Origin of the sequence: Mycolicibacterium hodleri (assembly GCF_025822245.1) — a bacterium.
Taxonomy (GTDB): domain Bacteria; phylum Actinomycetota; class Actinomycetes; order Mycobacteriales; family Mycobacteriaceae; genus Mycobacterium; species Mycobacterium hodleri.
The window spans coordinates 58,655-72,041 of record NZ_JACKTL010000043.1; the positions used below are offsets into that span (position 1 = coordinate 58,655).

A 13,387-nucleotide genomic window follows, 5' to 3' on the forward strand; every position below is an offset into this window, starting at 1 on the left:
GTGCCGGGTCAGCCCGTGAGGGGAACCCGTGCGACCTCGTCGAGGACGTCTGAACTGCGCGGTTGTTCGAAGATGGCCTCCGCGTCTCGACCCGAGGTCAGGAAGGTGGCCAGGGTGTTGCCGAACAAGGGTCCGTTGACGTCGCTCCACGCGAACGGCAGTGGGGGACAGCCGTTGTGCCGCGCCCACCGTCTGGAGATTCGGGCGAGCCGTTGGGACCAGCCAAGTTTGAAGACCGGCTTGACGAACCACGGGACGTAGTTGTGCACCGGTGAACACACCAGCTGATGCACGCTCGCCCGCGCGGCGGGGATGTCGGCGCGCGCCACGTAGCTGTGGTGGACGTCGCCGGAGAGCACCGACACCGTCGCCGGGGCACCCGAGTCGCGGGTGGCCACGTCGACGATGAGGTGGCTCAGCTCCAAGAAGGACTCGGCGAACGCCGCCCAGTGTTCGAAGTCCGCCGCCTGCCGGACGGTTTCGGCGAGCTTGCCGCGCCGGCCCGGACGGTTGGCCGCGCGCTCGTTGACCATCTGCACGTCACCGATCGCCGGCGGCAGCAACCACGGCAGCGACGAGCCGATGACCAGGTGGTCCACCTCGTCCAGTGCGGCCTTCACCTGCTCCTTCAGCCACGCGAACTCCCTGTTGCCCAACATCTTTCGATCACCGGAGTCCAGGATCCGGGCGTTGCGGGAGTCGACCATGATGAATCGGCTGCGGCCCAGGTCCCACCGGTAGCTGAAGCGCAGGCCCTTGTCGTCGTCGACCTCGGTGTCAGCCCGGTCGGCGAGGTCGACCAGGAGCGGCCAGACGTCGCCTTCGGCGGCGAGCACCTTCTGGAAGTCCTCGTCGTCGGCCAGTTCGCTCGGGCTGAGGTTGCCGAGGTGTTGGTAGACCCAGTACGAGGCGAGGCCCGACCGAATCCGGTCACGCCACCACGGCTTCGTGTTGACCTCCTTGCGCCAGGTGCCGGAGGTGTTCCAGTCGTCCCTGATGTCGTGGTCGTCGAAGATCATCGCGGTCGGGATCGTGGACAGGATCCAGCGAATCTCCGGATCGCCCCAGGTGTGCCGATACAGCCCTTCGTATTCGGTGAAGGTGACCACTTCGTCCGGTGGGCGACGACCGCCGGACCGACGCCCGGCCAGGTGGCGGCGGGCCTCCGGGGTGAGCTCGTCGGCGTAGACCTGGTCGCCCAACAGGACCAAAGCATCGGGCCAGTCGTCCACCGGCGTGGACGGCAGCCGCGCGGCGTAGCAGTCCAGGGCGTCCAGGCCCAGCTTGTCGTCGAGCTTGGCGTCACCGGTCTTCGGGTAGCGGCACGATCCGAAGATGACGCGCAGACGATCCGTCGCCTCCTGGCCCCGCGTCCTGATCACACTCGGGGGGAAGGTGGTATCCGGCTCCGGCCACACCCGTTCGCCGTCGACGTGCACCTGATACTCGGTGACCGACCCCGCCTCGAGACCGTCGACGAGCACCAGCGCGTAGTGGCAGCCCTGCACCTCGAAGGTCGGTGCCGAACACCCGAGCACCTCCACCACGCACGACGAGCGAGTCTGCACCCACACGCTGGCAGTGGTCTCGCCGACGTGGCGTAGGACGGGGCCCAGCAGCAGTGGCATTCGACCAGCGTAGGCGTGCCCGTCGTCGAGCAGCTGGTGGATTGCTTGAAGTCGAGTCACCCGGACGTGGCGCGGAGACGGTGGCGACGGTGGTTCGGCCCGAGCACGCGGACTTCGACGGTCGCCCCGTTCGCGACGTCATTCCCCTGTTCGTCGAGCGCCGGGCGCGGCGGGAACTTGCGACCTCACGCTCCTGATCGATCACTTTCGGCGGCGCCGAACAGCGCCACCGCGATGGCCCCACCCACCGCGCCGACGAACGCGATGACCAGCAGCCAGCCCAAGCCGGGCGCCGAGCTGTCGCCCAGCAGCAGCACGCCGACGATGCCGGGCACCACCGTCTCGCCCGCGACCAGCGCGGCCGACGCGCCGGTCACCGAGCCGATCTGCAACGCGATGGTGAACAGGTAGAAGCCGCCGACGCCGGCGATCGCCACCGCCCAACCGGCCGGGTCGGTCACGACGACGGTGAGATGAAACGGGTCGACCCCGTCCACCACGCGTACCGCGACCGCCATGGCCCCGAACAAGACCCCGGCGACGAGCCCGGCGGCGACCGCGCCGCGGGCGCCGAGTACCCGGATCAGGCCCAGCCCGATGCCCACCATCGCGATCGAGAACGCCAGCACGGCCCAGTGCACCGCCGCCCCCGGCACGTCGTCGCCGATGTGGCCCGAGGTGAATCCCAACACGCACAGCGACACCACCACCACGGCGATCGCCACCCAATCACGAAGCTGCAAGCGCACTTTCAGGACGAGGACGCCCAGCACGGCCGTCACGACGAGATTGGCGCTCATGATCGTCTGCGACAGGAACAGCGGGATCAGCCTCGCCGAGACCACGCTTCCCAGAAAGCCGAGGCCGTCGAGAACCAGCCCGGCGAGAAATGCCGGGGTCAGTGCGGCACGGATCGTCGCACCGAGCGACGGCGCACCGGTCGCCGTCGTGGCCCCGACCGTCCCGCTGGCGGCGTCCTTGGCGGCGGCGCTGCGTGCGCCATAGGCCTGCAGCACCGACGCCGTCCCGTACCCGAAGCACGCCACCAGGGCCGCCGCCAGACCGATCAGCATCGGTTGTCTCCACTGTCTGCAGTCATCGGTGCAGTATCGCGTAGCGCGTCCGCGGCCGAGCCGATTGGGAGGCCCGCGACGGCTACCATCGCGCGGTGACGCAACTCGTTCTGTCGACGCTGCTCGGAGTCGCCGTCGCCGCTGCGGTCACCCTTGGCATCCTGCTGATCGTCACCTCGCGACGGCTCTCGGACGCCCGCCGGAAGTTGGAGCGGTCTCGGCGGCCGGCGCCCAGAGTTCGCCGCAGGCGACGCGGCCTGGCGCCGTACGCCATCCGCAAGACGTGGCAGACGGCGGAGATGTTGCGTACCAAGGGTATTGGCGCAGTCGTTCGCAACTCGATCGAAGATCTCGCGGGGTGGGCAAGCGTAGAGCGTCCCGACCTGGCGCGGTTGGCGGCCGACGGAAGCGTCGTCGTCGTGTTCTCCGACATCGAGGGATCCACCGAGCGCAACGAAGCCCTGGGTGACCGCGAATGGGTCGCGCTGTTGCAACGCCACGAGCAACTCGTTCGCGGGGCGGTCGACGAGCACCACGGCCACGTCGTCAAGAACCAGGGCGACGGTTTCATGCTGGCCTTTGCCGACCCCACCCAGGCGGTGCGTTGTTGCGTCGACGTGCAGCGCGAGCTTGTCGCCCGGCCGGAGCGTTGGCAGAACATCAAGGTACGCATGGGGATTCACATGGGGGAGTCCGTTCGGCGAGGCGACGACCTGTTCGGTCTCAACGTCGCGATGGCCGCTCGGATCGCCGGGCACGCCGACGGCGGCGAGATCTTGATCAGCGACGTCGTGCGCGACGCGATCGAGCCCACCGACGGCGTCAGCGTGACCTCCGCCGAGGTGGTCGAGTTCAAGGGCTTCAGTGGAAGCTACGAGGTGTACCCGGTCGCGATCGCCGGGTAGTTCGCTACCCGACGCGCCCGCTCAGCGCGGCTCGTGCCAGGGCTCGCACGGCGTCCTTCGCGACCTTTCCGTTGGACGTCAGCGGTAGGGCCGCCACGAACAGGACGTGCCGTGGTCGTTTGAAGGCGGTGAGATTCGCCCGCACGTGGGTGACCAGATCGTCGGCGGTGGGTGCGCTGCCGGCCCGGACCACCACCACGGCGCAGATGGCCTCACCCCAGTACTCGTCGGCGACGCCGACCACCGCGACCTGGTCGACGTCTGGATGTGCGGACAACATGTCCTCCACCTCGCGGGAGGACACGTTCTCGCCGCCGGTGATGACCACGTCCTTGATGCGGTCGACGACCACCAGGCGGCCCTCGGCGTCGACGCGACCGACGTCGCCGGTCGGCAGCCAGCCGTCGACGGTCACGGGTTCGAGGCTCGGCCAATATGCGGCGGCGACCTGTCGACCGCGAATCATGATCTCGCCGACCGGACCCGTTCCCGCGATGCGCACCTCGGCTTCGTCGTGCGGGCGCCCCGCGCTCGCGAGGATCGACGGATCCGCGTCGACCCCTGCGCGGTGCTCTGCGGGGCCGAGAAACGTCACGTTGCCCCCGGTTTCGGTCATTCCGTACCCCTGGTGGAAGTCGGCGTCGAGCCGGTCGAGCGCGCGTCGGAGCAGGTCGGCCGGGATCGCGGCGGAGCCGTAGGACACGTCGCGCAACGTCGGCAGCTGCGTTTCGGTCGCCGCCATGTGGGCGAGCAAGGAGTGCAGCATCGTCGGGGCCAACGAGCACGACGTCACGCCGTGGGCGAGGACCGCGGCGGCGAACTCGTCCGCGCGGAAGGAGGCGACGGGCAGCACGGTCGAGCGCGCATGGTGATGAACCAGCATGTTGTAACCCGCGACGTGGCACATCGGAAACGGCAGGAGGTACACGCCGCCGGGGCGCACCGACCGGCCCGCCACCGTGCCGCGTACCGCGGTGGTGACGGACCGGTTCGTATGGAGCACGCCCTTTGGTGGTCCCGTCGAACCGCTGGTGAACAGGAGCCACGCGGGGTCGTCGGGATCAACCGGTTCTGACGAGGACGCCGGCTCGTGCACGGCGCGGTGCCAGCTCGGGTCGTCGAACGTCACGACCTCGCGCACCGCCGGCGTCTCTCGGGCGACCGCTGGGAGTGCGTCGAGGTAGCGCGCGTCGCCGAGCAGCAACCTCGGCTCGGCCGCCGAGAGTTGGCCGATCTGCTCGGCCGCACTCAACCGCTGGTTGACCAGCGTCAGGATCCGCCCGGACCGGGGAACGCCGTAGTACAGCCGCGCGTAGGACGCCGAGTTGTCCGCGATGACGGCGACCCGGTCACCCCTCTTGGTGCGTTCCCCCACCCAGGCGGCGACCGACTCGACCTGTCGGTCGAACTCGGCGAAGGTGACCTTCGCACCGTCGGCGCCGATGACGGCGGCGCGGCCTGGGACGTCCGCGGCCGCCGACGACACCAGTTCGTGAATGAGGTCGATCCGCGCGCTGGTCATCGCGCCGAAGGATAGCCGTGTGGACGCGCCCCTATTGCGCGGTGCGGACCGGAAAACCGTGACGGTCGGCGAGGGAGCCAAGTTGTTTCAGCGCAAAGCGCCGGCCGCGACCTTCTCCGGGAATCAGGACACCGGCCCACAGACCCTCCGCGCCAGGGGTGCGGCATGCCTCTTGGGCGCACAGCCACCGCCTGGGGCAGGCACGGCACAGTGCCTTCGCGCCGTCGTCAGGCGACGTGGTCCACCGGTCGGGATCGTCGGCGCAGGGGAATCCCAGGCGTGACCCGTCCACGGTCGAACCGGTCGTGGCACCTCGTTCGCGCAGCCCCACTGCGGCGATGGGTCGTCCATATGTCTGCATGGGTTGGCCCTCCCGTCTCATACCTCATACCTAGTCCCGATTACCCATTCGTGACAATACGTATGTATTGGCTAGAGACGATACAGGCGTATTGATACCCTTGCCTAGTGACCACCGTGTCGGAGCCGTCTCAGGTCGACGAGGTCGCCCCGTCGAGTCCGGAGCGAATCCGGCACGCCGCTCTGGCGAACTTCGCCGTTCACGGCATCGCGTCGACGTCGTTGCGTGCGGTCGCCGCCACGGCTGGGGTCTCCCTGGGGATGGTGCAGCACCACTTTGCGACCAAGTCGAGCTTGATCAAGGCCGTCGACGACCACGTCCTGGCGCTGCTGATCGGAGCGATGTCACAACCCATCCCGGAGCCACCCGCCGACTCGATCACCGACATCGGATCGAGGGTCAGTGATCTCATCGCCAATCACCCCGAGGTTGCGGCCTACGTCAGCCGGGCGATGGTCGACGGAAGTCCTTTGGGGGCGGTGCTTTTCGACGCCCTGATGGACGTCGGCCTGTCCCGGTGGAAGCTGCGCGCCGAGCGCGGCGAAGTGGGCCCCGACGTCGACCTGGTCTGGGCGACCATCAACGCGCTGGTACTGGCGGTGGGCGCGATCAGCCTGCGCGCCCACGTCGACCGCCACCTGCCCGAGCCGTTCACCTCACCCGCCCAGCTTCAGCGGTGGCAGGACGCAACGGACACACTGCTGCGCGACGGGCTGCTTGGCCGTCCCGCCGGCGACTGACGTCTCAGGGCGGCGCGGCCAGCGACGGCTCCGAAGCCGGTCCGGACCGTCGGGTGGCCAACACCGAACCGCCGAGGATCAGGGCCAGTCCCGCGATATTCCATGGCGTGAGAGGCTCGGCGAGAACCAGCACCCCCGCGGCCAACGCCACCGCGGGGTTGACGTAGGTGAACACCAGCGCGCGGGTGGGTCCGACCTCCCTGATGAGCGCGAAGAAGACGATGAAGGCGACGGCCGTGCAGACGACGGCCAGGGTCGCCAAGGCCAGCAGCACGCGGGTGGACGGCATCTCCGACGGCCAGGTCGCGGCCGCGGGGCCGGCGTACACGACGGCGGCGACACCGAGGCAGGCAGCGGTCATGGGCAAGGCGGGGACGTCGGCAAGGTGGCGGGCCGCGACGAGCGGTGCGATCGCGTAACACGTTGCGACCAAGATGACTTCGGCGACCGGCCACGCACTGCCGCCGGTGACCTCGGGACCAGCCAGCACTGCGACACCGGCCAAACCGATTGCGAGCCCGGAGATTCGCTTGCCGCCAAGGCGTCGTTCGCCGCCGGTCAGCCGGTCGAGTGCGGCGGCGATGATGGGGGAGGCCGCGATGAGCAGCCCGGTGAGCGAGCTGGAGAGGTGCCGTTCGGCATCGGAGAGCATCAGCCACGCCGCCACGATTTCGAAGAAGGCGAAGACCAGCACCGGCTTCCAGGATCTGAGGACCGGCGCCCACGCGGCGCGGGACAACGCCAGCGGAATCAGCACGGCGGCACCAATTGCGGTGCGCGCGAAGACGAGTACGGGCGCCGAGACACCGTCGACCGCAATCTTGATCAACAGATACGGAATGCCCCAAATGACGCTCATCGCCGCGAAGAGCAACCACCCCCGCGCGGTCACCTTCGAGTGAGTTGCGCGTAACGCGTCACGTGGTGGTCGGTCGTGCCGTACTCGTACTGCAGGGCGGTGAGTCGTTTGAAGTAGTGCCCGATCGCGAGTTCCTCGGTCATGCCCATCCCGCCGTGCAGTTGCACGGCGTTCTGCCCGACGAACCTGGCCGCCCTGCCGATGGTGGCCTTGGCCGCGGACACCGCACGCGCTCGCGTCGCCGGCTCGGCGTCGAGGTTGAGCGTGGCGAGGTACACCGCCGCGGCGGACTGTTCGAGTTCCATGTGCATGTCGACCATGCGGTGCTGCAAGACCTGGAAACTGCCGATGGGCTGGCCGAATTGATGGCGCTGCTTGGCGTATGCCACGGTGTCGGCAACCACGCGTCGCATGGCGCCGACCGCCTCGGCGCAGACGGCCGCGGCGCCCTCGTCGCGAGCCTGCGCCAGCGACGGCCACGCCTGCCCCTCGTCGCCGAGCAGCGCATCCTGCGGCAGGCGCACGTCGGTCAGCACCAGGTCCGCCGCGCGGCGGTCGTCGACGGTTCGGAAGCCGTGCATCTCGAGACCCTGCTCGATTGCCGTCACGTCCGCGAGGAACAGTGACACACCGCTTTCCGTCCGGGCGGTGACGAGGAGGTGCGTCGCGATCGGTGCGCCGAGCACCATCATCTTCTCGCCGGAGAGCACCCACCCGTGGTGATCGGAGTGCGCGGTGGTGGCCAGGTCGAGCCAGCGGTCACCCGACTGCTCCTCGGCAGCGGCGAGAGCGACGATCGCCGTGCCGGCGGCGATGCGTTCGACCACCTCTGTGGCCGCGCGGCCGCCCGCCCGGAGCAACAGCCCGGCGGCGACGACGGCGGTGTCCACGTAGGGCTCGACGACGAGTGCCCGGCCCAGTGCCTCGGCGACGACCATGACCTCGACCGGTCCGCCGCCGGTGCCGCCGACCCGCTCGGGGAGGGCTGCGCCGAGGATTCCCAGCTCGTCGGCGAAGGCTCGCCACACGTCGGGCTGCCAACCCTCGCCGGACTTGGCGGCGGCGCGGCTGCGGTCGAGGTCGTAACGGGTGGCGAGGAACCTGTCGAGACCGCTGCGGAGCATCTCTTGTTCGTCGGAGAGTCGGAAGTCCATCTACAGCCCCAGCGCTGCCTTGGCGAGGATGTTGCGCTGAATCTCGTTGCTGCCGGCGTAGATCGAGCCGGCGCGGTCGTTGAGGTAGCGCAGCGGAGCCACCGCCTGCCAGGCTTCTCCGCCGACGTAGCCGTCCGACGGCGGTTCGTAGTCTGCGACGGGTCCGCCGGGCCGGGTCGCGTGTGGTTGGTAGGCGCGGCCACGTGGACCTGCGGCCTCCATCGCCAACTCGGTGAGTGTCTGACTGAGCTCGGTCGAGAGGATCTTGAGCATCGAGGACGCCGGACCGGGATGCCCGCCGTCGGCCAGGGTGGCCAAGACGCGGTATTCGAGAACCTCCAGGACGTCGGTACGGATGCGTGCTTCGGCGAGCTTCCTCGAAAAGGCGGGATCGTCGATCAGCCGGTTGCCGTCGGGGCCCGGCTGCGCCGTCGCCGCGGTCGTCACCTCCTCGGCCATGACCTGCAGGGCCGGCGCGCTGGCGCCGCCGCCCCGCTCGAACTCGAGGAGGTACTTGGCGACGGTCCAGCCGTCGTCGACGGCTCCGAGGACGTTGGCCTTCGGTATCCGGACCTCGTCGAAGAAGACCTGGTTCTGAATTTCTTCGCCCGAGGTCATGACCAACGGCCGAATCTCGACTCCGGGGGAGGTCATGTCGAGGAGCACGAACGTGATGCCCTGCTGCTTCTTGGCGCTACGGGAGGTGCGCACCAGAGCGAACATCCAATTCGCCTCGCTGGCATGGGTGGTCCAGATCTTGCTGCCCGTACACACCAGGTCCTCGCCGTCGTCGACCGCCGACGTGGACAGGGCGGCGAGGTCGGACCCGGCCTCCGGTTCCGAATAGCCCTGGCAGAAGAACACCTCGCCCGTGAGGATGCGGGGCAGGAAGTAGTCCTTCTGGGCCTGGGACCCGAACTTGACGATCGCGTGCGCCACCATGCGAATACCCATGGGCGACAACGACGGAGCGCCTGCCAGGGTGGACTCGCGACTGAAGACGTAGTGCTGGGTCAAGCTCCAGTCGCAACCGCCGTGCTCGACGGGCCAGGCGGGCGCCGCCCAACCACGTTCGTTCAGGATCCGCTGCCACTGCAGGCTGGCCTCGTGGTCGCTGTAGACACTCGTCATCAGGCGGCCGGCCCGTTGCAGCTCTGGAGTCAGCCGTTCGGCGAGAAAGCTGCGCACCTCGTCGCGAAACGCGATGTCGGTCGGCGACCAGTAAAGGTCCACTCTTGCCTCCGTCGTCTCAGGCCCCAACCCGCCCGTGGGTGTGCGTCACGGTGACGTCGGGTGCTGGCGCGCCGCTTGCCGGGCGAGGAACTCCCGGTAGTAGCCCAGCGACGCATCGGTGACGATCGCCGGCAGGAGCAACTCCCAGTTCCTGGCGAATCGGGTACGAATGTCGGCCCCGTCGGTCAGGGCGCTCGACAACAACTCGGCGCCCAGCATCCCGGCCACGATGCTCGCGCTCGTCGACTCGGGATCCAGGCCTTCTCGCACGTCGCCCTCGGTGGTGGCCTTCACGAGGTGCTCGACGAGTTCGTCGACCAGGACCCGGAGAGTGCTCTTGGCGGCGGGATTGAAACCGCCGAAGGTACGGAGTAGCCGCGCCCCGGCCCTGGCCACGTTGTCGCTGCTCAACACGTCGGTCACCACGAACGAGCCATGGATGATGTTCTCCATGGCCGGGGACCCCGACCGGCCCGCCCCGCGGAACGCACCGAGGACCGTCTCCGATCCCTCCTCGATGATCGCGGTCGCCAGGGCTTCCTTGGAATCGAAGTGGTAGTACAGGGCGCCCTTGGTCAATTCGGCACGTTCGATGATGTCGCCCAAGCCGGCGGCGGGGTATCCGATCTCGTTGATGAGGTCGACCGCCGAGTCGATGATCTTTCTACGCGTCGCCTCGGATCGAGCCTGGCGCACCATGCTTCTGTAGCTCCTCAGTCGACCCATCCAGGCTCTGGGCGTTGGACGGGATCATAGTTCGTTCGCCCCGACAGGGCCGCATTCCCGATGGCGAGTGCCGACCGGTCGTGTGGCGAGTCATTCCCAAGGGACTACTCGGCGTCGTAAAGGTTACTCGTCGGTTGCCGGCTAATCGGCATCCCGGGGATGGCCATGCGTCGGCGTCGTCCGCGACGTGCAGTTCCGGTCCGGCGAACCAACCGTGACTTCATGCTGCAGTTCATTCTAAAAGTATGTAAAGTACCGGACGTGGCGACTTTCGGTCTGAAACTGCTGCAGCGAGTCTCCATGGATGGGGGACACGCGCAACTACCTCGCCCGCAATCGTTCGTCCACCCCGCGTCCGGTGCTCGAGCCGAACTCGTCCGGCCAGGCGTGGCACGCCATCAGTCAGCAGACCAGCTATCACGGAGTACGTAACGCCTATGTGGGACACCGAAGTCGACGTTGTGGTCATCGGCGCGGGCCTTGGCGGCCTCGCCAACGCGATCGCAGTGGTCGACGCCGGCGGTGAGGTCTTGGTGGCCGCCGCGATTTCACCCGTGTCAGCCGTACCCGTCGGCTTCGGCGGTCGTGGCGACTCGACCTCCGGCGCACTGCGTGAGCGGGTCGGCGCCAGGCACGGGTGGCTGGTCCACGACACCCTGGACCTCGAGACCAACGAATACTTCGACGCGGTCGCCGACTGCGTGCTGGACGTGCCGGTCGACGCGGGCGACGGCTCGGTCCCGCAGCGCAGCGCGCGCAACCTGTCGCGGGAGGAAGCCTTCGGTCGGCAGGTCGAGACCTTCTTCGGGGCCCGCCTGGCGGGATGGGCCGCGCAGTGCATCGCGTCGCCCTATGGACTGCTCTACACGAGCATGCAGGATTGGCGCTCGACGCCCATGAAGTCGGCCACCGGCGAATCCATCGAGGCGCTGTCCATCGGCACGATCGAGTGGACCGACGGCCTCGGCCAGGGCGCCCTTCGCCAGTGGATCGCGACGCAGGCGCGGGAGCGTGACATCGAGGTGGAGACCGACAGCACGCTCGAGCGGATCGTGTTCGAGGAAGGCGTCATCGCCGGTGTCGTCCTGACCACCCCCGACGGCCCCTTCGCGGTCCGGACGCGGGCGGGTGTCACCTTCGCCCCAGGCGAGCAGGACGTGGACCTCGGCGACTACACCAGCGCGCCGGGCGACCGACTGCAGGTCTGCATCGTCGGCCGGACCGCGAGCCGGTTCAGCCGCGTCGAGCTGATGGCCACCGAACCCGCGACACCGTCACGCCCGACGTGCACCGGTTCCCGTAGTCAGGTGCGGGAAGGCTTGCACGACGCGAGGCAGCAGAGCCTAGAGGGATGGCGCTGCGGAAAAGTGCACGGGTACCCGGCCCTTGGCTAACAGAGCGGCCATCTCGTCGCCCGCGAGCGGACGCGAGAGAAGGAACCCCTGCGCACGGTGACAACCGTGATGCAACAGGGTTCTGGCGGCGATCACGGTCTCCACGCCCTCGGCGACCAGCTCCAGTTCGAAGGCCTCCGCCAGTGCGATCACCGCACGAACGATGGCGAGGTCGTCGGGATTCTCGCCCAGTTCGGCGACGAAGCTGCGGTCGATCTTCAGCACGTCCACGGGTAACGACTTCAGGTGAGACAACACGCTGAACCCGGTGCCGAAGTCGTCGATCGCCACCTTGACGCCGACGTCGCGAAGGCCCGCCAGCGTGATGCTGGTCGCCTCCATGTCTTGGACCACCACGCTCTCCGTGATCTCCAGGCACACCGAACCGGGATCGAGACCGAATTCGCGCATCACGGCGGCGACGGTCTCCACGAACCCGTCGGTGACCAGCTGCACCGGTGAGACGTTCACCCGCAGGACGATCCCGTCGGCGACGCCGCGCGCACGCCAGCGGGCAAATTCCTCGCACGCGGTTCGCAGAACCCAACGACCCAGGTCGCCGGCCAGGTTGATCGACTCGGCGACGGAGATGAAGACCGCCGGGGACAACAAGCCACGGGTGGGGTGGTTCCACCGCACCAACGCCTCGGTCGCGAGGATCTCGCCGGTGCGCATGTCGATCTCGGGGAGGTATTGGAGGAACAGCGCACCGTTCTCGATCACCTCCCGCAGGTGGAGTTCGATGTCGTTGCGATAGTCGGTCCGCAGCGACATCTCGTCTGAGAACACCGCGACCTGGTTCCCGCCCGCTGCCTTGGCCTCGAGTACCGCCTGGTCGGCCCGGCGCAGCAGATCCGACGTGGAGTCCCGCCCCGGGGTGCCGAGCGCGACGCCGATGCTCACGGTTCTGGTGAGCATCTCGCCGTCCACCGGGACGCGTTCGCCGACGATCGTCAGCAACCGGTTGGCGAGCTTCTCGGCCTCTGACGCGGACATCGGCGAGGAGAGTATGACGACGAACTCGTCGCCGCCGAGGCGCGCGATCACACCGGCATCGTCGACGCCGCGCTGTAGCCGCTCCGCGATGACCCGGATGAACCAGTCGCCGACGTTGTGGCCCAGGTAGTCGTTGATGGTCTTGAGCCGGTCGAGGTCCAGGTACAGGGCCGAGACCGGTCCAGGTTGGCCTTCGGCGAGCCGGGTCTCGAGATGATCGATCAGAGCCCGCCGATTGTGGAGGCCCGTGAGGTCGTCGTGGTCGGCCAGATACCGAAGGCGCTCTTCGGCCTGCACCCGGGCTTGCACCTGCGCGAACAGCGAGGCGATCGCCTCCAGAGCGTTGAGCTCGGCGGGCTTCCACTCGCGATCGCCGACCTTCACGAACCCCAGGACACCGGTGGTGACGTCACCGGAGGTCAGGGGGGCGGCGGCCATCGAGGTCTGGGGGATGTTGCGCCCTTCCTCGATCCGCTTCTGGTAGTCCTCGTCCTCGGGGCGGAAGACCATGGGCGTCTTGACGAACTCCGCCAAGGCGAACACCGGATCGGCGTCCTTGTAGTACACGACCCGCAACGGGTCCGGATCCGGTACGTCGGGCCGAACGGGCCACTCGGCGATCAGGATCGACGCCCGAATCGAGTGGTCGTTGTAACGCAGAAAACTGAAGTCGACGTCGAAGTATTCGACCAGGACGCCGAGCACTTCCTGAGACACCAACGGCGAGGTCGCCGCGTTGGCCGCCATGAGCCGGACGGCGACCGTCGTCACCAGCCGTTCCAGGCTCAGGGGCGTA

At 68.3% G+C, this 13,387-nt stretch carries 13 protein-coding genes; 4 read left to right on the plus strand and 9 right to left on the minus strand.

Features of this window, described 5'->3' with window-relative positions:
* Window positions 1-8: 8 nt before the first annotated feature.
* Window positions 9-1,628, minus strand: a complete 1,620-nt coding sequence (locus H7J06_RS18615) for an alkaline phosphatase D family protein (protein ID WP_264040509.1) — start codon at window positions 1,626-1,628, stop codon at window positions 9-11.
* Here H7J06_RS18615 and H7J06_RS32675 point away from each other — a divergent pair.
* On the plus strand, window positions 1,622-1,825 hold the full coding sequence (locus H7J06_RS32675) for a three-helix bundle dimerization domain-containing protein (RefSeq protein WP_372515347.1): 204 nt from the start codon (window positions 1,622-1,624) through the stop codon (window positions 1,823-1,825). The two genes, H7J06_RS18615 and H7J06_RS32675, sit on opposite strands and share 7 nt — an antisense overlap.
* On the opposite strand, the gene H7J06_RS18620 is transcribed toward H7J06_RS32675, so the two are convergent.
* Window positions 1,814-2,701 (minus strand): DMT family transporter, encoded by an 888-nt coding sequence (locus H7J06_RS18620; protein ID WP_264040510.1) that lies wholly within the window; start codon window positions 2,699-2,701, stop codon window positions 1,814-1,816. The genes H7J06_RS32675 and H7J06_RS18620 overlap by 12 nt on opposite strands.
* A 95-nt stretch (window positions 2,702-2,796) precedes the next feature.
* On the opposite strand from H7J06_RS18620, the gene H7J06_RS18625 reads away from it, so the two are divergent.
* A complete protein-coding gene (locus tag H7J06_RS18625) occupies window positions 2,797-3,606 on the plus strand; it encodes an adenylate/guanylate cyclase domain-containing protein (RefSeq protein WP_264040511.1) in 810 nt (269 codons plus the stop codon).
* Window positions 3,607-3,610: 4 nt separating this feature from the next.
* On the opposite strand, the gene H7J06_RS18630 is transcribed toward H7J06_RS18625, so the two are convergent.
* The gene (locus H7J06_RS18630; RefSeq protein WP_264040513.1) at window positions 3,611-5,128 is read right to left on the minus strand and encodes an AMP-binding protein; all 1,518 of its coding nucleotides are present in this window, start codon (window positions 5,126-5,128) and stop codon (window positions 3,611-3,613) included.
* Window positions 5,129-5,159: 31 nt separating this feature from the next.
* The gene (locus H7J06_RS18635) at window positions 5,160-5,489 is read right to left on the minus strand and encodes a WhiB family transcriptional regulator (protein WP_372515348.1); all 330 of its coding nucleotides are present in this window, start codon (window positions 5,487-5,489) and stop codon (window positions 5,160-5,162) included.
* 107 nt (window positions 5,490-5,596) lie between these two features.
* Here H7J06_RS18635 and H7J06_RS18640 point away from each other — a divergent pair, with 107 nt between their 5' ends.
* On the plus strand, window positions 5,597-6,229 hold the full coding sequence (locus H7J06_RS18640) for a TetR/AcrR family transcriptional regulator (protein ID WP_264040514.1): 633 nt from the start codon (window positions 5,597-5,599) through the stop codon (window positions 6,227-6,229).
* Window positions 6,230-6,233: 4 nt separating this feature from the next.
* Here H7J06_RS18640 and H7J06_RS18645 read toward each other — a convergent pair whose 3' ends face one another.
* Genes H7J06_RS18645 through H7J06_RS18660 form a run of 4 tightly spaced genes read right to left on the minus strand, consistent with a single transcriptional unit; the run spans window position 6,234 to window position 10,174 of the window.
* A complete protein-coding gene (locus tag H7J06_RS18645; RefSeq protein ID WP_264040515.1) occupies window positions 6,234-7,121 on the minus strand; it encodes a DMT family transporter in 888 nt (295 codons plus the stop codon).
* On the minus strand, window positions 7,118-8,242 hold the full coding sequence (locus H7J06_RS18650; RefSeq protein ID WP_264040516.1) for an acyl-CoA dehydrogenase family protein: 1,125 nt from the start codon (window positions 8,240-8,242) through the stop codon (window positions 7,118-7,120). Before H7J06_RS18650 ends, H7J06_RS18645 begins: the two co-directional genes overlap by 4 nt.
* Window positions 8,243-9,475 carry an acyl-CoA dehydrogenase family protein gene (locus H7J06_RS18655; protein WP_264040517.1) on the minus strand — a complete coding sequence of 411 codons (1,233 nt, stop codon included), beginning with the start codon at window positions 9,473-9,475 and terminating at the stop codon, window positions 8,243-8,245.
* Between the two features lie 45 nt (window positions 9,476-9,520).
* A complete protein-coding gene (locus H7J06_RS18660; RefSeq protein WP_264040518.1) occupies window positions 9,521-10,174 on the minus strand; it encodes a ScbR family autoregulator-binding transcription factor in 654 nt (217 codons plus the stop codon).
* 464 nt (window positions 10,175-10,638) lie between these two features.
* Between H7J06_RS18660 and H7J06_RS18665 the strand changes: the two genes are divergently transcribed.
* Window positions 10,639-11,595, plus strand: a complete 957-nt coding sequence (locus H7J06_RS18665; RefSeq protein WP_264040520.1) for an FAD-dependent oxidoreductase — start codon at window positions 10,639-10,641, stop codon at window positions 11,593-11,595.
* On the opposite strand, the gene H7J06_RS18670 is transcribed toward H7J06_RS18665, so the two are convergent.
* Window positions 11,545-13,338 (minus strand): bifunctional diguanylate cyclase/phosphodiesterase, encoded by a 1,794-nt coding sequence (locus tag H7J06_RS18670; RefSeq protein WP_264040849.1) that lies wholly within the window; start codon window positions 13,336-13,338, stop codon window positions 11,545-11,547. The two genes, H7J06_RS18665 and H7J06_RS18670, sit on opposite strands and share 51 nt — an antisense overlap.
* Window positions 13,339-13,387 lie beyond the last annotated feature (49 nt).